At 63.0% G+C, this 21,126-nt stretch carries 22 protein-coding genes and 1 tRNA gene; 13 read left to right on the forward strand and 10 right to left on the reverse strand.

Annotation, left to right across the window (positions count from 1 at the left end; translation table 11 throughout):
- Positions 1–21: 21 nt before the first annotated feature.
- A complete protein-coding gene (locus LJF34_RS05105) occupies positions 22–702 on the forward strand; it encodes a helix-turn-helix domain-containing protein (RefSeq protein ID WP_231183703.1) in 681 nt (226 codons plus the stop codon).
- On the opposite strand, the gene tmcA is transcribed toward LJF34_RS05105, so the two are convergent.
- The 3 genes from tmcA to LJF34_RS05120 all read right to left on the reverse strand — a co-directional run bounded on the left by tmcA (position 699) and on the right by LJF34_RS05120 (position 4,310).
- Complete coding sequence (gene tmcA, locus LJF34_RS05110) at positions 699–2,972, reverse strand: tRNA(Met) cytidine acetyltransferase TmcA (protein ID WP_231183705.1); 2,274 nt, start codon at positions 2,970–2,972, stop codon at positions 699–701. The two genes, LJF34_RS05105 and tmcA, sit on opposite strands and share 4 nt — an antisense overlap.
- 188 nt (positions 2,973–3,160) lie before the next feature.
- On the reverse strand, positions 3,161–4,015 hold the full coding sequence (locus tag LJF34_RS05115) for a heme-copper oxidase subunit III (RefSeq protein ID WP_231183706.1): 855 nt from the start codon (positions 4,013–4,015) through the stop codon (positions 3,161–3,163).
- A gap of 157 nt (positions 4,016–4,172) precedes the next feature.
- Positions 4,173–4,310 carry a hypothetical protein gene (locus LJF34_RS05120; RefSeq protein WP_231183707.1) on the reverse strand — a complete coding sequence of 46 codons (138 nt, stop codon included), beginning with the start codon at positions 4,308–4,310 and terminating at the stop codon, positions 4,173–4,175.
- Between the two features lie 191 nt (positions 4,311–4,501).
- Between LJF34_RS05120 and rpl7ae the strand changes: the two genes are divergently transcribed.
- Genes rpl7ae through ndk form a run of 4 tightly spaced genes read left to right on the forward strand, consistent with a single transcriptional unit; the run spans position 4,502 to position 5,749 of the window.
- The gene (rpl7ae, locus tag LJF34_RS05125; RefSeq protein ID WP_231183708.1) at positions 4,502–4,864 is read left to right on the forward strand and encodes a 50S ribosomal protein L7Ae; all 363 of its coding nucleotides are present in this window, start codon (positions 4,502–4,504) and stop codon (positions 4,862–4,864) included.
- 11 nt (positions 4,865–4,875) lie between these two features.
- Positions 4,876–5,103, forward strand: coding sequence for a 30S ribosomal protein S28e (locus LJF34_RS05130; RefSeq protein WP_231183709.1), 228 nt, complete (start codon positions 4,876–4,878; stop codon positions 5,101–5,103).
- On the forward strand, positions 5,103–5,294 hold the full coding sequence (locus LJF34_RS05135) for a 50S ribosomal protein L24e (protein ID WP_007978742.1): 192 nt from the start codon (positions 5,103–5,105) through the stop codon (positions 5,292–5,294). Before LJF34_RS05130 ends, LJF34_RS05135 begins: the two co-directional genes overlap by 1 nt.
- Positions 5,291–5,749, forward strand: coding sequence for a nucleoside-diphosphate kinase (gene ndk, locus LJF34_RS05140; RefSeq protein WP_231183710.1), 459 nt, complete (start codon positions 5,291–5,293; stop codon positions 5,747–5,749). Before LJF34_RS05135 ends, ndk begins: the two co-directional genes overlap by 4 nt.
- A gap of 60 nt (positions 5,750–5,809) precedes the next feature.
- Here the strand turns inward: ndk and LJF34_RS05145 are convergent, their stop codons facing one another.
- Entirely contained in the window at positions 5,810–6,508 is a 699-nt protein-coding gene (locus LJF34_RS05145; RefSeq protein WP_231183711.1) for a hypothetical protein, read from the reverse strand.
- Positions 6,509–6,820: 312 nt separating this feature from the next.
- Here LJF34_RS05145 and LJF34_RS05150 point away from each other — a divergent pair, with 312 nt between their 5' ends.
- From LJF34_RS05150 to LJF34_RS05170, 5 genes are all read left to right on the forward strand, one after another.
- The gene (locus LJF34_RS05150) at positions 6,821–8,224 is read left to right on the forward strand and encodes a selenium-binding family protein (protein ID WP_231183712.1); all 1,404 of its coding nucleotides are present in this window, start codon (positions 6,821–6,823) and stop codon (positions 8,222–8,224) included.
- Positions 8,221–8,550 carry a 2Fe-2S iron-sulfur cluster-binding protein gene (locus tag LJF34_RS05155; protein WP_231183713.1) on the forward strand — a complete coding sequence of 110 codons (330 nt, stop codon included), beginning with the start codon at positions 8,221–8,223 and terminating at the stop codon, positions 8,548–8,550. The genes LJF34_RS05150 and LJF34_RS05155 overlap by 4 nt, the downstream gene beginning before the upstream one ends.
- A 194-nt stretch (positions 8,551–8,744) precedes the next feature.
- Complete coding sequence (locus LJF34_RS05160; protein WP_231183714.1) at positions 8,745–8,936, forward strand: hypothetical protein; 192 nt, start codon at positions 8,745–8,747, stop codon at positions 8,934–8,936.
- A gap of 533 nt (positions 8,937–9,469) precedes the next feature.
- Positions 9,470–11,845 (forward strand): penicillin acylase family protein, encoded by a 2,376-nt coding sequence (locus LJF34_RS05165; protein WP_231183715.1) that lies wholly within the window; start codon positions 9,470–9,472, stop codon positions 11,843–11,845.
- Positions 11,842–12,171 carry a hypothetical protein gene (locus LJF34_RS05170; protein ID WP_231183716.1) on the forward strand — a complete coding sequence of 110 codons (330 nt, stop codon included), beginning with the start codon at positions 11,842–11,844 and terminating at the stop codon, positions 12,169–12,171. Before LJF34_RS05165 ends, LJF34_RS05170 begins: the two co-directional genes overlap by 4 nt.
- A gap of 10 nt (positions 12,172–12,181) precedes the next feature.
- On the opposite strand, the gene LJF34_RS05175 is transcribed toward LJF34_RS05170, so the two are convergent.
- The 5 genes from LJF34_RS05175 to LJF34_RS05195 form a co-directional block, all read right to left on the reverse strand.
- Positions 12,182–12,784, reverse strand: a complete 603-nt coding sequence (locus LJF34_RS05175) for a class I SAM-dependent methyltransferase (RefSeq protein WP_231183717.1) — start codon at positions 12,782–12,784, stop codon at positions 12,182–12,184.
- 120 nt (positions 12,785–12,904) lie between these two features.
- A tRNA-Gly gene (locus LJF34_RS05180) sits at positions 12,905–12,975 on the reverse strand.
- A gap of 116 nt (positions 12,976–13,091) precedes the next feature.
- A complete protein-coding gene (locus tag LJF34_RS05185; RefSeq protein ID WP_231183718.1) occupies positions 13,092–13,733 on the reverse strand; it encodes a class I SAM-dependent methyltransferase in 642 nt (213 codons plus the stop codon).
- A 31-nt stretch (positions 13,734–13,764) separates the two neighbouring features.
- On the reverse strand, positions 13,765–15,864 hold the full coding sequence (locus LJF34_RS05190; protein WP_231183719.1) for a type II secretion system F family protein: 2,100 nt from the start codon (positions 15,862–15,864) through the stop codon (positions 13,765–13,767).
- Positions 15,864–17,498, reverse strand: a complete 1,635-nt coding sequence (locus LJF34_RS05195; RefSeq protein ID WP_231183720.1) for a type II/IV secretion system ATPase subunit — start codon at positions 17,496–17,498, stop codon at positions 15,864–15,866. The genes LJF34_RS05190 and LJF34_RS05195 overlap by 1 nt, the downstream gene beginning before the upstream one ends.
- Positions 17,499–17,734: 236 nt before the next feature.
- Between LJF34_RS05195 and LJF34_RS05200 the strand changes: the two genes are divergently transcribed.
- On the forward strand, positions 17,735–18,208 hold the full coding sequence (locus tag LJF34_RS05200; RefSeq protein WP_231183721.1) for a DUF5793 family protein: 474 nt from the start codon (positions 17,735–17,737) through the stop codon (positions 18,206–18,208).
- 23 nt (positions 18,209–18,231) lie between these two features.
- Here LJF34_RS05200 and LJF34_RS28860 read toward each other — a convergent pair whose 3' ends face one another.
- Entirely contained in the window at positions 18,232–18,363 is a 132-nt protein-coding gene (locus LJF34_RS28860) for a hypothetical protein (protein WP_255665692.1), read from the reverse strand.
- A gap of 88 nt (positions 18,364–18,451) precedes the next feature.
- Between LJF34_RS28860 and LJF34_RS05205 the strand changes: the two genes are divergently transcribed.
- The gene (locus tag LJF34_RS05205) at positions 18,452–19,813 is read left to right on the forward strand and encodes a phosphomannomutase (RefSeq protein WP_231183722.1); all 1,362 of its coding nucleotides are present in this window, start codon (positions 18,452–18,454) and stop codon (positions 19,811–19,813) included.
- 88 nt (positions 19,814–19,901) lie between these two features.
- On the forward strand, positions 19,902–21,089 hold the full coding sequence (locus LJF34_RS05210) for a BMP family protein (protein WP_231183723.1): 1,188 nt from the start codon (positions 19,902–19,904) through the stop codon (positions 21,087–21,089).
- The last annotated feature ends 37 nt before the right edge of the window (positions 21,090–21,126 follow it).

The following is a 21,126-nucleotide window of genomic DNA, read 5'->3' on the forward strand; positions in this document are numbered from 1 at the left end:
GCATTGGAGGGAATCAAAGGAATGAGCGTCATTGCAGAGTTCACGATCCCAACGGAGGAGTTCGCGCTCTCCGCGACCTTCGACGCGATTCCGAACTTGGCCGTCGAAATCGAGCGGATGGTCGCCCATCCCGCCAGTCGTGTCCTTCCGTACATCTGGGTGTGTGGGGGAGCGGCGGCCGCCGTCGAGAAGGAACTCCGTGCTGATCCGACGACGGTGTCGGTGACGAAACTCACGGAGATTCCGTACGGTTCGTTGTATCGAATCGAGTGGGCCGATGAGACGAAATCGACCGTCGAGGACGTGCTGGAAAGCGACCCGGTCATCCTCACGGGGACCGCCGCAAAGCAGGGCTGGGACTTCCAAATGCGGTTCGAACACCGGGACCACATCTCGAAACTCCAAGCCGACCTGACCCACCACGACGTGACGATCGAACTGAAGCGGTTGCACACTCCCGAAACGCCGACCGTCGACGGGCAGTTCCTCCTCACGGTAAAACAGCGTGCGGCGTTGAACGCCGCGCTCGACGCGGGCTACTTCGAAGTACCACGAACGACGAACCTGAGCGAACTCGCGGAACAACTCGATATCAGCCAGCAAGCGTTGTCCAAGCGACTTCGACGCGCCCACAGAACGGTGAGCCGTCACATCCTCACGACGGGACCCGACGAAATCGTCGGCGACGACCGACTCGATTAGTCCGAATAGCGTCGTTTCTCTTCCATCGCGGCCTCGTTTCCGTACAGGTCGACGAGCGGCTGAAACGCCGCACCCAACGCTCGCATCGCTTCGCCGGCCGAGTGGAAGCCGAGTTCGTCGGCCACCGCGGGCCAGCGATGGGCTTGGAGGACTTTCCGCACCAGCAACCGCTCCTGTCGCGGTGAGAGCGTTTCGGTGTCGTCGGGATCGACGAGATGTTTCACGACCAGCGTTCGGAACGGGGCGGGACCGTGGTCGAACTGCCCCGGCCCGTAGGCGCTGGCGGCGACCAAACGCCACTCCCAGTCGGTGAGCGACGGGGAAACTTCGGCGGCCGTCGCTCGGAGGGATTCGCGAACGACGTCCGGGTCCATGTCGGCGAGCGCGTCCGAAAGAACGGAGGGAATCCGCCCCACGAACCGACGCGCGTGGCGGTCGTACAGGTCGTATCCGGCGTCGGAAATCGGGTCGAACATGAGCGCGGAGTACTCCCCGCTGGCGTCGTTGCGCGTGGTCGAAAGTTGTACCGTTCGATAGCCGTTGTCCCGCCAGAATCGAAGCAGTTCGGGGGTCGCACCGAACCCCGTGCCGAGCCAATCGAGGTCCGAAAACTCCCGGCGAATCGACGCGAGGAGCTGTGACCCCAACCCCGACGAGCGCACCGCGTGGTGGGTGGCGATACGCATGATTCGCATCCCGACGGGGATTCCCGCCTCGAAGTCACGGAGTTGCGTCGTCAGCACGTCGGGAAGCATGTTGCCCTTCACGCGCCCGCCGTCGTACATGTGTTCGCGGACGTTCTCGGGGAGGCCCCCTTCGCGTGCCAGCAGGGCGACGCTGACGACGTGGTCGTTCGACTGGAGCGCCCGCACCGAGACGTTCGGGGCGTCGAGCAGTCGGGCGAGGTCCGCCGGTTCGGTCCGGTAGTGTGCGAGGACGAGCAGACCGAACGACTCCCGGAGCAGGTTCTCGTCGGCGAGCAAATCGCCCGCGTCGAGCATCCGGTACTCCGATTCCTCGGGCGTCGCGTCGGTTACGAGCGGGTCCACCGCGGGGCGGGCGTCGAGGGCAAGCGCGCGAAACGCCCAGACCTCTATCGGGTCGCCCGCCGCGTACCGTATCGGTTCGTCCAGCGTCACGTCGGTCACGTCGTGGTCGCTCCCGTCGAGTCGGTCTCGGAATCGCACCGAAAATCCCCGTCCGGCTCCCTCGTAGCCGTGAATCGTCGTGGTGAACGCGACGCGGGAGAAGTTCAAAAACCGCTCCAGCAGACGCACCGAGAGGGCGGCGGCCTCGTCCACGAACACGACGCCGGGGGTTTCGTCTCGTTCATCTCCCGACCCAACGCGGTCGATTGCGTCGGTCGGTTTCTCGAATCGGACCGTACCGCCCGATTTCGCCGCGATTCGCGTCGGTGGCTCGTGGTCCGTGTCCGCTAGTTCGTCCATCGAATCGAGCAGCGCGGCCGCGCGGACGAACACCTCGCGGGCGCTCCGGTAGGTTCGCGCCGTCACTAACACGCTTTCGCCCTGGGCGGCGAGACTCCCGGCGGCGATTCCGGCGGCGCTCGACTTTCCCCGACCCCTGTCAGCCTCGACGACGACGGCGGTGTTCGGGTCGCGGAGCGTCTCGAAGGCGCCGACCGCCGAGACTTGGTCGTCGGTCAGACAGGCCTCGACGGCGGCCTGCGGAAACGCGACAGTCGCCGTCGGGGGTGCCTCCCCCCTTTCCCGGTCGGCGAGTCGGGGCACGGGGTGTGTCAGACCGTCGTCCTCGACGGTTTCCGAATCCACGTCCGCGATGGCGATACCGCGGTGTGCGCGGAGGAGGGAGACGAATCGTCGTCGGAAATGTCCGGTTACGTCCTCGACTTCGAACGGCGGCACCGCGAGCGTCGCGTCGAAGTCGTCCCTGCGGGTCGGCCACGAATCGAGGGGAGGCGTAAGGAGAACGAACAGGCCGCCGCCGTCGACCGCGCCGACGACTCGGCCCAGCGCGTTCGGTTGGAGTTCGTCGTGGGCGTCGAAGACGATGGCCTCGTGAGTCGTTCCGAGGAGGGTTCCGGCGCGACGCTGGCTCACTTGCTCACAGTCGAGGACCCGTCGCGGGCCGACCTGTGTGGTCGTTTCGTCGGCGATTTCCGCACCGGCGAGCGCGCTCCGAGCGGTTTCGTACCCCTTTTCGCGGTTTCCCGCGAGGACGAGTAGCCGTCGCTCGTTCGACCGTCGGGCCTCTTCGAGAAGCGATGTCACCAGTGACGAGACGTTCACAGCGGACCTTGGTCGGTCCGTCGCATGGATGTTTCTCTTCGGTCGGACAAAAGCCAGGAGTCGGGCGAGGTGGGGTTACGTGATGGCGTCAACCCGCTCGCATTTAATGCGGGGACCTCGCCATCTAAACGAATACGCGCGTTCCGTATATGTTTTTTGGCCATGACAAAGGGTGTCATGGTCGTTAGTCACCCGGAAAGCGTGGACCCGACGTACAGCGCCACGACGAGGAAGATCCAGACGGCGTCCACGAAGTGCCAGTACATCGTGACGGTGGTGACCGACGTATCGCGTTCCGAAGAGAACTGTCCGTACGCCGCCCGAATGAACAGAACGCTCATGAGGACGATACCGAGCGTCACGTGAAGTCCGTGGAGTCCGGTCAAGCCGAAGAAGGCGCTTCCGAAAACTCCCGACGTGATGGTGAACCCCTCGTGCGTGATGAACAAGTTATATTCGTAAATCTGGCCGCCGAGGAAGACGAGCGCCAGCAAAATCGTCAGGCCGAGGAAGACGATGAACCGTTCCCGGTTTCCGCGAAGGAGCGACATATGCGAATAGTGGAGCGTGAAACTGCTCGAAATCAGGATGAGCGTGTTGACGAGGACGAGTGAAGTCAGCACGTCCGGGAGCGCCTGTCCTGCCGGTGGCCACGTCCCCACGCGGATGAAGAAGTAGTAGACGAACCCCGCGCCGAATGTCGCCACTTCGGTCCCGAGAAACAGCGTCATCGCCCATCGGAGTTTCGTCTGTCCGTGTCCCTCCTCGTGCCAATAGTGATCCACGAACCCGTGGTACAACCACCCGTAGAGTCCGACGAGGAAGACCGCCGTTCCGAGGACGAAGAGAACCGGGCTGGTGATTTGCGGGACGTAGGAGTTTCCGCCGTGGCTCAACACGTACAGTCCCGCGCCGACGTACAGTCCGACGATGCCCACCGCGGAGACGAAGGGCCACCACGACGCTTCACCGAACCCCTTCGGCCAATCGTCGGGTGCCGGAAGGTGATGGTCCTGTTCCTCCGGCGCGGTCTCGGTACTCATGTCCGCCCCCCATTCATGGACGCACGTACGTGCCGAAGCCACAAAACGGGTGTTCGGATTCCTCGGAAACGTTTCGGACGGCATTTTGTCCCCTCTTCCGATAAATTGAAACCTTTTTGTCATCCTCTGCCTTGAAATCGGTGACTTCAACGACGGGTCACGGGCGCTCGCCGAGTGCCTCGGGTTCGAACGCGAGGGTCGCCCACGCGAACACGTGTTTTTTCGGGGGACGTACCACGACACGCTGTTTGACGGACTCCTCCGCGACGAATGGAAACCCGAGTTCGACTCGCATCAATAATCGCCCGAAATCGGGGGACAGAAGCGTGTGCGCAACCGTGCCACCCCGTCGATGATTTGAAAGCGTTTTTATGGGGGCATACTCTACTGGAGGGTACAACCTACGCGGGGTTGATGATGCTCCTAGCCGCACAGGACTCATCCGGCAGGGGAGCCTGAGCCAGCGCGTAGGGAGGTGAACAACCTATGCCAGTATACGTCAACTACGACGTCCCAGCCGACTTGCAGGACCGAGCGCTCGACGCGCTCGAAGTCGCACGGGACACAGGAAGTGTAAAGAAAGGAACGAACGAGACGACCAAGGCTGTCGAGCGTGGCAACGCCGACCTCATCTACGTTGCAGAAGACGTCCAGCCCGAGGAAATCGTCATGCACCTGCCCGAACTCGCCGACGAGAAGGGAATCTCCTTCATCTTCGTCGAGACGCAGGACGATGTCGGTCACGCGGCCGGACTCGAAGTCGGCAGCGCCGCCGCCGCCATCGTTGACGCTGGCGAAGCCAGCGACGACGTGGATGACATCGCCTCGAAGGTCGAGGAACTTCGGTGAGGTGGTAGACGATGAGTGCTGAAGAGACCGGAAACGAGGACTCCACCTCCGCCGAAGTCATCGAAATCGTCGGTAAGACGGGGATGCACGGCGAGGCCATGCAGGTCAAATGCCGCATCCGCGAAGGCGGTAACCAAGGGCGCATCATCACTCGCAACTGTCTCGGACCCGTCCGAGAGGGCGACGTGCTCCAGTTGCGAGAGACCGCACGCGAGGCAGACTCCATCGGAGGACAATAATGCCACAGACGCGAGAGTGTGATTACTGCGGAAACGACATCGAACCCGGAACGGGAACGATGTTCGTCCGCGTAGACGGAACGACCATCCACTACTGCTCGGCGAAGTGCGAGAAGAACGCCGACCTCGGTCGCGAACCGCGCGACCTCGAATGGACCGAGCAAGGCCAAGCAGAGAGTGGTAACGAATGAGCGAACGGACCTTCGTGATGGTCAAGCCCGACGGCGTTCAGCGCGGCCTCATCGGCGAGATAGTCTCCCGATTCGAGGACCGCGGTCTGAAGATGGTTGGCGGCAAGTTCATGCAGATCAGCGAGGAACTCGCCCACGACCACTACGGTGAACACGAGGGCAAGCCGTTCTTCGACGGCCTCGTCGAGTTCATCACCTCCGGACCGGTCTTTGCGATGGTCTGGGAAGGGCAGGACGCGACACGACAGGTTCGCCGCATGATGGGCGAAACCGACCCAGCCGAATCCGCCCCGGGCACCATCCGCGGCGACTTCGGTCTCGACCTCGGCCGAAACGTGATTCACGGTTCGGACCACGAGGACGAGGGAGCGAACGAACGCGAAATCGACCTGTTCTTCGACGAGGACGAACTGGTCGACTACGAAGCGGTCGACGCCGAGTGGCTGTACGAATAAGCCACTGACGCGGTACGGTCTTTTTCGGAGAACGACGACGATGAGCGGTGCGACCGGCTTTTAGGCCGTCAAAACGAACGTGAGGAGGAACCCGGCGGCCGTCGCCAGCGCGACGAGCGGACCTCCTTCATCGAACGCTTCCGGCATGACGGTCGCGGCCAGCGACGCGAGCACTGCACCGCCGGCGAAGGCGCGAACCGCGGCGAGGAGTCTGTCCTCGAATCCGGCCGAGACGATGCTGCCGATAACGACCGCGGCGGTCAACAGGCCGGCCACGAGCGCCCAGAGGCCGATGATTTCGTACTTCGAGTAGTCCTGTCCGCGCATGTCGGTCGCGCCGTTGAGCGACTCGGGGAGGTTCGAGGCGAAGATGGCGACCAGCAGGGTGAGGTAGTGGACGTGTCCACCGCCTGCTATCGTGACGCCGAGGGCGGTGTTCTCGGGGACGCCGTCGAGGGTGACACCGGCCAACAGCGCGAATCCCGACTGGCTCGAAGCGAGACGGTCTATGAGCTCATCCGCGCCGACGAAAACCGCCGCACCGGCCATCAGTCCGCCCCCGGCCCACCACGGGCCGCCCATCTCGAACGCCTCTTGAAACAAGTCGAAAGTCAACGCCGTGATGAGTGCCCCGCTCGAAAACGCCAGCGCGGCCGCGACGATGTCGTCCGGCGGCGTCCAAAATGCGCCGAGGAAACTCCCTATCACCAACGCGCTGGAAGCCAGCACGCCGACGATGACCGATGTAGGAAACAGCACGTCCGGTAGTTCTCAACCGAAACCGTTTGTGGTTCTGGCCTTTCGAAAATATTTCACCGGTGCTCGAATGGTCATAAATCACATGTTGTGGACCAGAAACGGCGTCGTATGACCAGTGTATCGCGTGCGACACCCCTTATCGAAGTCGTGGAAATGACACGAGAGAGACATTAATCGATACAACCGTCTGCGAATGTTGGGAAGATGGTGTGGTTCACGGTGTGACGAAAACGGTGTGCGCCGACAAATAGGCAATTTTTGCCGCAAAGCCCCTCGTCACGACGGCTGCTACCGAAGGACATTGGGGGAACAATGAGCGATACCGAATCATCCGAAAGCGGAGCACACGAACACCACGAACACCATCACGACGTGGAGGGGCCCGGATACGCCACGCCGCAGGCCGCCATCGAGGAGAGCGAACGCGAGGAGATAGCCTACGTCCCGTCGCTGTACGTCGGAACCGACGTGGACGCGCCCGACTTCCTGTCGGTCGTGGACGTGAATCCCGACTCCGATACGTACACGGAGGTCATAGACCGGGTGGAGATGCCGAACAAGGGCGACGAACTACACCACTTCGGGTGGAACGCCTGTTCCTCGTCCTGCCACGTCGAGGGGTTGGAACGACGCCACCTCGTGGTTCCGGGCCAGCGCTCCTCGCGGTTGCACATCATCGACACGAAGGACCGCGAGAACCCGGAAATCGTCAAGGTCATCGAACCGGAGGAGGTGTACGAGTACGACCTCTCGGCACCGCACACCGTCCACTGTATTCCCGACGGGGAGATCCTCATCTCGATGCTGGGTGACAAGGACGGCGACCTGCCGGGCGGCTTCCTCGAACTGAACGACGACTTCGAAATCGAGGGACGGTGGGACCCGCCGGGCGAAATCGGGATGAACTACGATTTCTGGTATCAGCCGCGGCACAACGTGATGGTCTCCTCGGAGTGGGCCGCGCCGAAGACCTACTATCCGGGCTTCGATTTGGAGGACGTGGAGGCGGGTAAGTACGGCCACAAACTCCACTTCTGGGACTGGCAGGAACGACAGCTTCAACAGACCATCGACCTCGGCGAGGAGGGCATGATTCCGTTGGAAGTCCGATTCCTGCACAGCCCCGAGTCGGCCCACGGCTACGTCGGCGCGGCGCTCTCGTCCAACATCTTCCACTTCTACGAGCGCGAAAAGGAGTGGTTCGCGGAGAAGGTCATCGACATCGAACCGCGCGAACACGATGACTGGGACATGCCCGTGCCGGGTCTCATCACCGACCTTCTCGTCTCGATGGACGACCGCTACCTGTTCTTCTCGAACTGGCTCCACGGCGACGTCCGCATGTACGACGTGAGCGACCCGTCGAACCCGCGCCTCGCCGACCAACTCTGGGCGGGCGGGTTGTACGGCCCGCGCCACCCCACCGGCGAGGACGATAGGCCCGTCGTCGCGGGACCGCAGATGCTCCAACTCAGCATCGACGGCGAACGGCTGTACTGGACCACCTCGCTGTTCTCCACGTGGGACAACCAGTTCTACCCGGAGGAGGCCGAAAAGGGGTCCGTGATGCTCAAAGCCGACGTGGACCCGCGAAAAGGGACGATGACGCTGGACGAGGACTTCCTCGTGGACTTCGGCGAGATGCCGAACGGTCCCGCGCGGGCGCACGAAATCCGGTGGCCCGACGGCGACTGCACGAGCGACGTGTGGCAGTGAGGCGAGCGAACGCACACCGCGTCGAACTCCGGTGGCGCGACGGCGGGACGGAAACGGTTCACGCGACCGACACCGAATCGGTGCTGGAGGCGGCCGAGAGAGAGAACGTCGGCCTTCCCTTCGGCTGTCGAACGGGAGCGTGTGCAACCTGCACCGGTCGCCTGCTGTCCGGCGACGTCGAACACGAACGCGAGCCACGGGCGTTGAAACCGGATTCGTTGGCGGACGGCTACGTCCTGCTCTGTATCGCCTACCCGCGAACCGACTGCCGAATCGAGGTCGGAACCGCGGTTCATTCGGATCTCGTGACGAACCCGTGGAAGTAGGGTGCGGCGGGACCGGAGATGGGTACTCGCACCGCGTTCGATTTTGAGACGGTGTGTTCGCGCTATCTTCCGCGACCCTTCGAACCAATAGAATTAATTCACCGGAATCTGATATGTCGGACGAAGCAAACCGGGGTATCCGCCGAAAGGCCAGTGTAGCAGCACTGACCTCGGTTGCTTCGAGGTATCGAAGCATGTCCGACAACGAACCTTCTCCGGAAAAACGTATCGCCACCGAACAGACAGTCTTCCGTCTCGACGGGGTAGAGGCGGACGACGTGACGACCGAACTACTGATCGAGATGCACGACCTGTTTGCACGGCACGACCTCCCGCTCACCAGCATCTCCGTCGAATGGAGGATCAAAGGGGTTCATAGGTCGTGACGACGACCTCGCACGTTTGGGTCACGTCCACTTCGTCGCGTTGATTTTGGTCGTTCTAGCGTTTCGGCTACTACCGAAGAGGACTCTGAAAGCCCTGCCACGCTCGCGGTCGTCTCCACGAAAATATCCCGTGCTCTCCGCACGGTTCGTACGAGAATAGTTGCTTCCGGAGACGACCACAAAAACGCGACCGGGTGGCCCCTCTCAACCACCCAAACCACGACTGCACCGCAACCGCCCACACGCCTCTCCAACCGATTCGCTCCGGGAGAGCAGGGCTCTCCTGTGCTCCCGTTCGCACGCCTACGGGAACTCCACTCCTTACAGTCGTTCCGCTCATCCCTCGCACGCTATCAGCGGAACGTCTCGGACGAGGTATCCTCGCCGTCCCGTCAGCGCGCGCCATCCGGACAGTCAGTAGTGCACGATACCGACCAGTCCCCGGTGTGCGATAATGACAAAGGGTCCCCACCCTCCTCCGAAATCCCCGCCTGAAAGACGACGTTTATATCTGCCAAATCACACGTCCCGGTATGGACGACGACATCACGCGCCGTACCCTCGTCGGCGCGATAATCGGGGGGACCGCCGTCGGCGGGTCCCTCTCGCCCGTCCGGAGCTACCTCCGGCGGTTCGCTCCCCTGAGCGGGTCGGCGTGGGCGAGTGCGACGGACGACGTCAACGGGTCCGTCGAGAGCGACTACGGGTCGGCGAAACTCCGCTACGACGGGGACGGCGTGCCGAACGTCACGGCCGAGAACGAGGCGGCGCTCTACTTTGCGGTCGGCTATGCACAAGCCCGTGACCGGTTGTTCCAACTCGATTTGCAGCGTCGATTGATGCGCGGACGGGTGGCGGCCGTCGTCGGCGAATTAGCGGCCGACTCCGACGAGTTCCATGCACAGATGGATTTCGCCGGGGCGGCGGAGACGACGTGGAACCACGTCGTCGATGCGGACCCGGACGCCGCGGAACTCGTCCGGGCGTTTTCGGCGGGCGTGAACGCTTTTATCGAGAACGAACCGCTCCCGCTGGAGTTCGGCCTCTTGGAGTACGACCCCGCGAGGTGGACGCCCGAGGATACGATGCTGATGGAAAAACAGATCTCGTGGACGCTGACGGGAAGCTTTCTCACCCTCCGTCGCGCGAAGGTCGCCTCCGTACTCGGCCCGGAAGCCGCGACGGACCTCTATCCCGAGCGACTCGGCCACGATTCTCCGGTCATCCGAGGAAAGGACGAGGGAAAAACGAGCGAGGGAACGACGGCGAACGACGTGCGTCGAGAACGCGGCGCGACCGATTCCGAAGTCGTCGGCGCGCCGTTGCTCGATTGGCTCGGGGGGTTCGAACGCGACCGCGGTATCGGGTCGAACAGTTGGCTCGTCTCGGGAAAACACACGAAAAGCGGGAAGCCCATCGTGTCGAACGACCCGCACCTGTCCCTGATGGCCCCGCCGGTTTGGTACGAGGTGAACCTGAAGCGAGGGGACATGCGCGTCCGTGGGGTGACGTTTCCGGGCGTCCCGTTCGTCATCATCGGCGAGAACCACGCCGGAGCGTGGGGGTTCACGAACGCCGGTGCGGACGTCATCGACTTCTACCGGTACGAAACCGACGGCAATCGGTATCGCTACGGGGGTAACTGGCGCGAGTTCGAGGTCGAGGAACGGGAAATCGAGGTCGCCGACGGCGAGAACAGAACGACGACGGTGCGGAAGACGGTCCACGGGCCGGTGCTCGAACGCGAAGGCTATCGGGTCGGCGTCGCGTGGACGGGGCACACGGCGACGGAGTCCACGATAGCGATCCGCGAGTACGCGACGAGCGACGGGGTGGAGGACTTCCGCGCCGCGACCGAGCGCTTCGACGAACCGACGCAAAACCTCGTCTACGCCGACCGAGACGGCAACACGCTCTACTACGTCACCGGGCGGATCCCTCGGCGGACGGTCGACGGCGAGGAGGTCCGCGGCGGCCGTATTTTCGACGGTTCCGCGGGCGAGGGAGAGTGGAAGGGATTCGAACCCTTCGGCGTCTCGACGTGGGAGGGGTTCGTTCCGTTCGACGAGAAACCGCACGTCACCGACCCGGACGTGATCGCGACCGCGAACCAGCGAATCACGGACGACCAGTTTCTCTCCGAAGGGTACGCCAGTCCCTATCGCGGCCAGCGAATCTACGAACTGCTGGACGAGGCGACGAACGACGGCGACGTGGACGTGAATACGATGGAGCGGATACAGGACGACACGCTCGACAAGCGGGCGGAAGCGCTCGTTCCGACCCTCCTCGATGCGGCGCGAAGGGAGGACGGCCTCGAATCGGCGGTCGAAACGTTCTCGGGCTGGGATTACAGGATGGAACGCGATTCGAAGGCCGCCCTGCTGTTCGTCCGCTGGTTCGACGCCTACCGCGAGGCGGTTCTCGCCGACACGTTCGATGAGGCCGGGTTGAGCGAGGAGTACCATCCCCGCGATTGGGTGCTCGCACACCTCGACGGGGAGCGCTGGTTCGGAAGCGGGGGACGGTCAGCGACGATGGTCCACGCCCTCCGCGTGGCTTGGAAGCGAGTCGAAGAGGGGGGCGACGAAACCTACGGCGACTACAACACGACGGAAGCCATCACGCACCCCTTCGACCAGTCGTTTCTGAACTTTCCCGTCCTCGTCACGGACGGGTCGAGCCACACCGTGAACAACTACAGAAAGAACTCGGCGGTGGGCAGCAGTTGGCGGATGATCTGTCCGATGGCGGGCGATTCGCAGGCCATCATCCCCGGCGGCAACTCGGGTGATTACTTCTCGGACCACTACCACGACCAACTGCGACGGTGGGCGAACACGGAGTACAAGCCGATGTCACACGAGATTCGCGGCGACGTCGCCGTCGAATTCGGAGGGAAGGAATGAGCCGAATCGACGGATTGCGGGCGAATTCGACCTACCGTCTGTCGTTCCTCGCCGTCGGAACGGTCGTCGGCCTCGGCCTCGCGTGGACCCACTGGCTCGGCCTGTTAGTCGGTGGCGCGCTGGTCGGCCTCCCCACACTGACCCCGAAACGCGGCATCCTCGCCGGATTCGGGTTCGGCGTCCTCTCCCTGCTCGTCTTTTCGGGCCTCCTCGCGCTCCACGGGTCGCTCTCCCACGCCCTCGGTATGGGGCAGATAACCGCCCTCGCGGTGGCGATTCCGTTGGTCTTCGGAACCGTCGGCGGACTGGCGCGAACGCTGGTGTAGAAACCCATTCTCAGGCCCGAGCCAGCAGTTGGACCCACGACCCGCTTGGGTCCAAATCGACCGATTCGACCGTGAAATCGGCACCGTCCACCATCGTCCGCAACTCGTCGGGCCGATAGAGCGTGAATCGCCGTTCGTCCGCATCGTACACGTCGCCGCTCGTTTCGCCGTCGCCGTGCTTGACCGAGAGCAGACACACCCCACCGGGTTCGAGTATCCGGTGAAACGCCGCCAGCGTTTCGGGGGCGTCCTCCCGCGGGACGTGGAGAAACGACGCACAGGCCCACAGTCCGTCGAACGACCGCGATTCGAAAGCGAGGCGGCGCATGTCCATCCGTGCGAACTTCGCTTCAGGGGCGATATCTCGCGCCGCCCGGAGGAAGTTCGGCGTAAGGTCGATACCGACCACGTCGTGACCGTGCTCCCCGAACGTCGCGGACTCCCACCCCGGCCCACAGCCGACGTCCGCGATTCGAGCGTGCGTTCCCGCCGTCTCCTCGACGGCCGTCAGGAATCGCTCGACCAACGGCTCGACGCCCGTTCGGTCGGCGTGCAGTTCCCGATACTCCTCGGCCGCGGACTGGTAGGTCGAAATCGTGTCCGGGTCCGTCATCGTTCAGTTCGAACGATGGAGTGTGCCGGTTTAGTTGTCACTGATGAACGGGGTGAGTCATTTCGCTTCGAAGCCGAGCGACGCAGAAAACCGGTCGCTCGGGGAGTAGCGCTCGGAAAATGCACCGGACGGGACTTGAACCCGTGCCATGAGCTTGGAAGGCTCAGGTCCTACCACTAGACCACCGGTGCGTACTCTCACTCCGTTCCGAGTACGCACCGAGGCTCGCAAACCCTTCGGATTTGCTCACCACCGGTGCGTTCGAATACGAGTGTATCCCTGAATTGTGCACCCCGGCTTAAGGGTGTTACTGTTTTCGTCCGCGGACGACGGCGTAACAGTTCCCGTTCGATACGAACACGTCGTCGGGAACGAGGGCGCTCTCGTCGATGTCCGACCGGAACTCCTCGGGCGAGTAGATGTGGTAGAATCGCGGGACCGTTTCCCCGCCCGGAAGCGTCCAATCGACGGTCGTATCGAAGGCCTCCTCGCGGTCGAACTTGTCGTGGGCCGTACTCCACGCGCTGACCAGCGCGGTTCCGTCGGGAGAGAGCACGCGGGCGAGTTCGTCCAGACTGTCGATGCGGGCCCGTCGTGTGGGAAGGTGGTGCAGCGTGGCGACGTACACCCCGAGGTCGATGGTCTCGTCGGCGAGCGGAATCCGGGCGGCGTTACACTGCACCAGTTCGAGGTCGAAGCCGCGTTCCGTCGCCCGTTCGCGGGCCTCGGCGAGGAGGCCCGCGCTCACGTCCGCACCGACGACCCGGTCGGCGTGACCGGTCAGCAGTTCGGCGTGTCTGCCGTTGGCACAGCCGAGGTCGAGGGCTGTGGTTCCAGACCGGCCGTCGAGAAACGATTCGACCTCGGGCCACGCGTACTCCCGCGTCTTGGCGAAGTGACCCGCGATGCGGTCGTAGGTCGCCCGGACGTCGTGACTCGTCGGTTTCACACTCGAACTCTCGTTCCGGAGAGTAAATCTCCTACGGATGAATCGTGTACTCGATGAACAGGAAGACGACGTAGGCGATGGCGAGCATGACCGTCGCGTGTTTCGCGCCGTCGCGTAGCTTCCCCTCGCCCATCTTCCCCGCGACGAATCCGGAGACGACGGCTTGGACGAGCGCGGTGTGGAAGAAGACGACGGTGTAGGCGTGAATATCCACCGCGGCGATGTTTCCGAGGCCGCCGACGCCGACCGGCCCACCCGCTCCGTTCCCGGAGGAAAGGTCTTGGAGCGCGGGAACGAGGATGGAAGCGAGCGTCCCGATGATGACGAGGAAGATGAAAAACGAGAGGTAGATGATGACGAGGTAGGTCATCATCTCGTCCTCGCGTTGGCGTTGGAGGCGTCGCGACTCCTGTGCATCGTCGGCCGCAATTCGAAGGACGCGCCCGATGTCGCCGCTCGCGTGCATTGCGTTCGTCACGAGCGAGACGACCCGCGTGACGGTCGGCGTGTCGATTCTGTCCTCGAAGCGCCGGAGCGCGGTCACGGTGTCGGTTCCCCACTCGATGTCGCGCGACAGCCGCTCCAATTCGGGGTTCAACGCGCCGAGGTCGCCGGTCGTCACCCGTCGGAAGCTTTCGATGACCGTCATCCCCGCCTCGTTGACGCTGGCGAGGCGGTCGAGCATGTCCGGAATGGCCCTCTCTATCGCTTCGAGCCGACGGCGGCGAACCTCTCGGACGACGGCGTACGTCCCCAGCACGAACAGCGTGGCCTGGACGACCACGTCGTCCGCGGACGTGAGCGCCGGCGTTCCCGCCGCGAGGTTCGGGAAGAGGCGAATCACGATGGAGAGGAGCGCGAGCGGAACCGTCACGAGGAGTAGCGTATCCGGATTCACTCGCACGGTTCGGAACGGTTCCGTGAGTACGGTTCGAACACCCCGAAACCGGTCGTAGGCGTCCAGTCGCTCCGTGTTCGTGAACGTGGTGCCACCGTCGCTCACCGTTCGTCCGGCGTCCGGGTCGCCAACCCGGCGAACCGCCGGAGGGGTGATTTCGGGGACGACCCTCGACTCACGACTGATGCGAAGCGACTCCGTGATGCTGTCGAGATACACGACGAAGCCGACGTTTCCGAGCGGGATGAGGAGATAGGTGAGCAGGTAGAGGAACGAGAGCGTGTCTGCGACACCCATCAGCCCCGTGATGACGAGAACCGTGATGAGCAGGAGGGGACCGACGACGAACAGCGAGACGTACCCCTCGGCGAGAACCGAGAGGAGTTCGAGGAACGCCTCCTGTTCGGCCTTCGCGTCCCGCCGGTAGCGTTCGTACTGCTCGCCCAGATACGCCGGAAGGCTCCGGCCGCTCTGGAGGACGCTCGCCAAGTTCTCGCCGAAATCCTCGAACTTCTCGCTCGGCGACTGCCGCGACATCTGTTCGATGGCGGTCAGCACGTCGAGACCGAACAGGTCCATGGCTTTGACGCCGACCGCGATTTCCTCGGCCGCCTCGCCGTACACGTCGCGGTTTCGCGCCAGCGTTCGCAGTATGGCCGGCATTCCCATGCCGCTTCGGGAGAGCGCGTAGATGAACGCGACCGTTCGCGAGAGACTGTTGTCTATCTTCCGGGCGCGTTCGTTCCCGCGGTAGGAGGGTAGCTCCCATCGAAGCCAGTACGTCATCAGTCCGCCGAGGAGGCCGACCGTCCCGCTGCTGAACAACAGGAGGAAGAACAGTCGGCCGAGGGTGAGCGAGGGGACGGCGACGAGGTTGGCGAGGAAGTCCACCTGCGCCGGAAGGGTCGCACGGAGCGTCTCGGGCGAGACGGAGAGGACGGTCAAGGCCAATCCCGCGACGTAGACGCCGATGATGCTGCCGGAAACCGCAGCGAGCGTGGCGTACACCCACGTCTTCGACGCGTACAGGCGGTACGTCTCGCCGACGTGTGCCGCCCGTAGGGTCTCCTCGCGGCGCTTCCGTCGTCGTCCGCTCTCGCTAACGTACGATCCGAACGTCTGCAGGGAAAGCCGAGTGACGGTTCGGTAGGCCGTCGTGCTGAGCGGCGAGAGGGCGACGGGAACGAGGAGAACGAGCGCGATGACGAGGGGAACGAAGTTCGACACCCCCATCAGTCGAACTCCGCGACGGTCGATTCGACGGTTCGTCGGACGTTCGCAACGACGGCCTCCGAGTCGGCGTAGTACTCGTTTATCATCGCGGTGAACCGGCGATAGTCCGAGATGTCGTTCTCGCGGAGGTACTGCAGCACGAGCTTCCGGTCCCGGAGTTCGGTGAGGAGTTCGGACTGCGACCAGCCGTGATCGCGCCGAATCTCGTCCAATACGTCGCTGTCGCGCCGTCGGAACGCGTCGTCGCCAGCGTCCCACGAGAATGCGGTCGTGTAGTCCAGGTCACCGGTTCGCTGGTCGATACCGTTTATTTCGGCGACCGTCCGATTGCGGCGCAGGCGCTCCTCGCCGACGTACGTCAGCGACTGAATCGAGAGGATGTCGAGCGACTGTATCATGGCACGCGGCACGTTGATGGGTTCGTTTTCGAGGCGGTTGATTACCGTCTGTACCGAATCGGCGTGCATCGTGGAGTAGGTCGTGTGCCCCGTGTTCATCGCCTGAAAGAGCGTCATGGCCTCCTCGCCACGGACCTCGCCGACGACGATGTATTCGGGCCGATGGCGGAGAGCGGACCGGAGGAGGTCGTACATCGTGATGTCGGTCCCCTCGTCCAATCGGTCACGGGTTACGGACGACAGCCAGTTGTCGTGATACAGCGTCAACTCCCGCGTATCCTCGATGGTGAGTACCTTCGAACGCGGGGGGATGAACATCGAAATCGCGTTCATCGAGGTCGTCTTCCCGGAGGCCGTCCCGCCCGCGAAGATGAGCGATTTGTTGTTCTCGATGGCGAGCCAGAGGTAGGCCATCTGGTCGAGCGAGAAGGTCCCGTAGTTCACCAAATCGACGGGAGTGAACGGTTTGTCGGCGTATTTTCGAATGGTAAACGCCGACCCGCGAGGCGTCACTTCCTCGCCGAGGGCGAGTTCAGCACGACTGCCGTCCGGTAGGGTCGCCTCGACGACCGGTTCGCCGACGCTGACGTGCTGACCGGACTGTTGGGCAAGGCGAACCACGAGGCTGTCGAGTTCCGCTTGGGCGTAGACGACGCTCGTCTCGATGTCGTTGAATTCGTCGTGGTAGACGAAGATGGGGAGGTCGTAGCCGTCACAGGAGATGTCCTCGATGCGGGGGTCGTTGATGAGCGGGTCGAGTTTTCCGAAGCCCCGAAACGACCGAAAGAGGTAGTAAAACAGGCGGTAGAAGGTCGCGGCGTCCACCTCGACGCCGTACACTTCGAGGAGTTCGCGCAGTTCGTCCCGGAGAACCCTTTCCGCCGTCTCGTTCCCCATCTCGCGGCGGTAGATGAGCGACTCGCGGAGGTCCGAAAACAGCCGTTCCAGCAGTTCGACCTCGAACCCGTCCAGTTCGGGTTCGACGACGTGATACAGGTGCTCGTTCGCCTCCGCGTCGTAGTTGATCGAGACGAACGCGAACGGCGCGTTCACCCAGTACCGGTCCACTTCCTCGTATCCCGGTATCCCGGTGAACGTGATGAGCGACCCGTGGGTCGTCGGATCGTACTCTCCGACGGAAATCGTCGAACCCCCAAGCATCTCTGCGGTGCGCCGAATCGTCCGTCCCCACTCCCGCACCCGAATTGTCAGATAGTCAAACTTTAACTCGGACATATTTGTTCTCTGCCCCTCGTGTAAGCGTTCCGATACCGGACCCCGTTCGACCCGAACCTTCACGCGAGAGCGTGTTCGTCCCGCTCATTGGAGTGCGGATACTTAAATCAATGGCTGGATACTTTCATCGAGGATAGGTATCAGGAAGGGGGAGACGAGGACTTCCGAACGGCCCGTCCGGTTTCGGGATATGGCGTTACGTTCATGAGACGCGAGAACGTAGGTCCGCGTACGGAATGAGGCGCGATTATTTCACACTGAACGTCGAAAACATCGATTGGGTCGAAGCGGACGGGACACCCAGCAAGCCGACGGTAATCATCGATTTCGAGGGACCGTCGGGAACGCTCCGTGAGCGACTTACCGGTCCATCCGACGAACTCCTCGATGCGAGCGAAACGGACGTTACCTTTCGGTTACAGGCCAACCTGGACGACCCGAGCGCAACGGGCGTCGTGAGCGTGACGAACCGAACGACGGGCGATTTCATCCTCGAACTCAACGAGGACGCGGACGACGTGCTTCGATTCATCCGGGCGGCGCGTGCGTACGGCGACGAAACGGACGAATCGAACGGTCGTTATCACGTCGACATCGCCATCAACGGCGACCACGTGGTCGAGTACGACAAGAGTACGTTTCTCGTCTACAACAGCGAGGGCAACCTGTTGCGCCAACACAGTCTCATCCCGAGCGGCGTCGAACTGTAGTCCCACCGCCTCTTTTCGCGCCTTCAGAACCACGGAGCCATGACGCCGGTCATGACCGCGACGATGTAGACTCCCGCGATTGCTGCAAGCAGGATGATGAGTCCGATGAGGTAGTCGAACAATCCGCTCGGAGTCGTGAGTTTTGGAAGGTTCATGTCAGCCACTACGACCTTGATCGGCATATCGTTATTGGGGAAAAGCCGAATCGCGGGTACCAAGTACCAGCGTGCGAACTCACCCCGTATGAACTTGTTCGGAACTGCGGGTATCCGTGGTGACGTCGTGGAGCGAGTGACGCCCGAACTCGCTCTCGCCGTCGGACGGGCCGCGGGACGGCAGGCAGAGGAGTTCGTCGTCGCCCGCGACGGACGCGAAACGGGGGCGGCGCTCGCCGCCGCGATGGAGGCCGGACTCGAAAGTTCTGGTGCGACGGTTCGTCGGGCGGGACGACTGCCGACTCCGGCGCTCGCGTTCGCCTCACGAGGTCGCCGTGGGGTCATGCTCACCGCGAGTCACAACCCGTCGGCCGACAACGGCATCAAACTGTTCGACGACGGGCAGGAGTACGACCGAACGGCGGAACGGAGCGTGGAAACCGGCGTCGAAGACGAACTCCCGCCGTTGGCGTGGGACGAGTGGGGCAAGAGCACCGACGAGGGCGTTCTCGACGCGTATCGCAAAGCCGTCATGGAGTACGCACGCGAGTACGGTGCACCGTTGAACGGCGTCCGCGTCGCCGTCGATTGTGGAAACGGGATGGGGAGCGTGGCGACGCCGCAGGTACTCCGGGCGCTCGGTGCGGGGGTCATCGCGCTCAACGCGAACGTCGACGGACACTTCCCCGGTCGGCCGAGCAAGCCGACGCCGGAAACGTTGACCGACCTGCGCTCGTTCGTCGCCGTCGGCGACTTCGAATTCGGCCTCGCCCACGACGGCGATGCCGACCGAATCGTCGTGGTCAACGGGGACGGTGACGTCGTCCACGAGGACACCGTCGTCGCCATCCTCGCGGAACACTACACGAGTTCGAGCGACGCCGAAGACCCCGTCGTGGTGACGACGCCGAACGCTTCGGCCCGAATCGACGAGCGCGTCCGGGCCGCAGGCGGCCGCGTCGAGCGCGTGCGCCTCGGTGCGCTTCACGAGGGCATCGTAGCGGCGCTCGAAGACGGCGACGACGGCACCGAAGTCGTGTTCGCCGCCGAACCGTGGAAACACATTCACACCCAGTTCGGCGGTTGGATAGACGGCGTGGTGAGCGCGGCGGTCCTCTCCAGACTCATCGCCGACGCCAGCGGCGTGGAGACGCTCCGGGCGGAGGTGACCGAGCGACCGTACCGAAAGGTGAGCGTCGACTGTCCCGACGCGGCGAAAACCGAGACGATGGAACGCGTCGAGACGTCGATTCCGGAGCGGTTCCCGGACGCCACGGTCGAAACGGAGCACGGAGTCCGTGCGGAGCGACCCGACGGTTCGTGGGTCCTCGTTCGACCGAGCGGCACCGAGCCCTACGTCCGAATCTACGCCGAGAGCGAAACCGTGGACGAACTCGTGGCCGAGACGAAAACCGTCGTAACGGACGCCGTTTCAGCCGCTGAAAAATAGCCAACAACGCACTTCTGTGGACTATCTTTCTGGGTTTCGAGCGTGAAGCGACGCGTTTATCACAAATTACCCGTCTGATTACTCATAGATGACGAACATTGACAAACGGCGTCGAACATTGATGAAAACCGGCGGTGCGGTCGGCATCGCCGGTCTTGCGGGGTGTATCAGCAGCCCAAGTGACAGCGGAAACGACGGCGGGGACGGCAGTGGAGACGGCTCCGGTGACGAAACCGAGAACACGTCGTCCGAGGGGACTGACAACGGCAGCTCCGGCGAGGGTGGAGAAACGACGAACGTCGGGATGGTCTACGCGACCGGTGGCCTCGGCGACAACTCGTTCAACGACATGGCCCACATGGGCATCGAACAGGCGAAAAAGGAGTTCAACGTCCAGTACCAGAACGCGGAACCCGACTCCGCGACGGACGTGGAGAGCCTCCAGCGACAGTTCGCCCAGTCCAGTAGCCCGAGTTACGACCTGATCTGCTGTATCGGCTACGTCCAGACGAACTCCCTCGTCAAGAACGCCGGTCAGTTCCCGGATCAGAACTTCATGCTCGTGGACAGCGTTGCGGAGAAGGAAAGCGGCGACCTCGTGAAGAACGTCGCGAATTACACGTTCAAGGAGCAACAGGGTTCGTTCCTCGTCGGCCATCTCGCGGGACAACTGACCCAGATGGACTTCAGCGCCGGCAAGGGTTCGACGAACCCGGACGAGAAGACCGTCGGCTTCGTCGGTGGCATGGAAGTGCCGCTCATCAAGAAGTTCGAGGCGGGTTTCAAAGCCGGTGTCGCACACGCGAGCGAGGATATCGAGGTCAAAACCGCGTACGCCGGAACGTACAGCGACCCCGTCAAGGGGAAGGAAGCGGCGATTTCGATGTACGACCAAGGCGCGGACATCGTGTACCACGCGGCGGGTGGCACCGGTACCGGTGTGTTCAAGGCCGCGAACCAGAAGGGTCGGTTCGCCATCGGCGTGGACAGCGACCAGTCCAAGGCGAAGGGGACGGCGAAGTTCAGCAACGTCATCCTCGCCAGCATGGTGAAGAAGGTGAACAAGGCGGTGTACCGCTCCACGAAGAACGTCATCGACGGCAACTTCAAGGGTGGCTCGGTCAACACCCTCGGCTTGGAACAGGGCGGCATCGAAGCGGTGTACGGTGCCGACCTCGGTTCGGAGATTCCGGACGACGTGAAGTCGAAGGTCGAAGAATCGAAGCAGGCGATCATCGACGGCGACATCGAAGTGCCGACCAAACCCCAGCAGTGAGCGCAAACCCGCGCGCTTAAACAAGTAGGGCGGAAAT

The organism is Haladaptatus sp. DYF46, assembly GCF_021083305.1.
GTDB lineage: Archaea > Halobacteriota > Halobacteria > Halobacteriales > Haladaptataceae > Haladaptatus.

What these genes read in the sequence shown, in the direction of transcription:
- LJF34_RS05105 (WP_231183703.1), top strand. Translation starts at nt 22, where the DNA reads ATGAGCGTCATTGCAGAGTTCACGATCCCAACGGAGGAGTTCGCGCTC.
- LJF34_RS05115 (WP_231183706.1), bottom strand. Translation starts at nt 4,015, where the DNA reads ATGAGTACCGAGACCGCGCCGGAGGAACAGGACCATCACCTTCCGGCA.
- LJF34_RS05120 (WP_231183707.1), bottom strand. Translation starts at nt 4,310, where the DNA reads ATGCGAGTCGAACTCGGGTTTCCATTCGTCGCGGAGGAGTCCGTCAAA.
- rpl7ae (WP_231183708.1), top strand. Translation starts at nt 4,502, where the DNA reads ATGCCAGTATACGTCAACTACGACGTCCCAGCCGACTTGCAGGACCGA.
- LJF34_RS05130 (WP_231183709.1), top strand. Translation starts at nt 4,876, where the DNA reads ATGAGTGCTGAAGAGACCGGAAACGAGGACTCCACCTCCGCCGAAGTC.
- LJF34_RS05135 (WP_007978742.1), top strand. Translation starts at nt 5,103, where the DNA reads ATGCCACAGACGCGAGAGTGTGATTACTGCGGAAACGACATCGAACCC.
- ndk (WP_231183710.1), top strand. Translation starts at nt 5,291, where the DNA reads ATGAGCGAACGGACCTTCGTGATGGTCAAGCCCGACGGCGTTCAGCGC.
- LJF34_RS05150 (WP_231183712.1), top strand. Translation starts at nt 6,821, where the DNA reads ATGAGCGATACCGAATCATCCGAAAGCGGAGCACACGAACACCACGAA.
- LJF34_RS05160 (WP_231183714.1), top strand. Translation starts at nt 8,745, where the DNA reads ATGTCCGACAACGAACCTTCTCCGGAAAAACGTATCGCCACCGAACAG.
- LJF34_RS05165 (WP_231183715.1), top strand. Translation starts at nt 9,470, where the DNA reads ATGGACGACGACATCACGCGCCGTACCCTCGTCGGCGCGATAATCGGG.
- LJF34_RS05170 (WP_231183716.1), top strand. Translation starts at nt 11,842, where the DNA reads ATGAGCCGAATCGACGGATTGCGGGCGAATTCGACCTACCGTCTGTCG.
- LJF34_RS05175 (WP_231183717.1), bottom strand. Translation starts at nt 12,784, where the DNA reads ATGACGGACCCGGACACGATTTCGACCTACCAGTCCGCGGCCGAGGAG.
- LJF34_RS05190 (WP_231183719.1), bottom strand. Translation starts at nt 15,864, where the DNA reads ATGGGGGTGTCGAACTTCGTTCCCCTCGTCATCGCGCTCGTTCTCCTC.
- LJF34_RS05195 (WP_231183720.1), bottom strand. Translation starts at nt 17,498, where the DNA reads ATGTCCGAGTTAAAGTTTGACTATCTGACAATTCGGGTGCGGGAGTGG.
- LJF34_RS05200 (WP_231183721.1), top strand. Translation starts at nt 17,735, where the DNA reads ATGAGGCGCGATTATTTCACACTGAACGTCGAAAACATCGATTGGGTC.
- LJF34_RS28860 (WP_255665692.1), bottom strand. Translation starts at nt 18,363, where the DNA reads ATGAACCTTCCAAAACTCACGACTCCGAGCGGATTGTTCGACTACCTC.
- LJF34_RS05205 (WP_231183722.1), top strand. Translation starts at nt 18,452, where the DNA reads ATGAACTTGTTCGGAACTGCGGGTATCCGTGGTGACGTCGTGGAGCGA.
- LJF34_RS05210 (WP_231183723.1), top strand. Translation starts at nt 19,902, where the DNA reads ATGACGAACATTGACAAACGGCGTCGAACATTGATGAAAACCGGCGGT.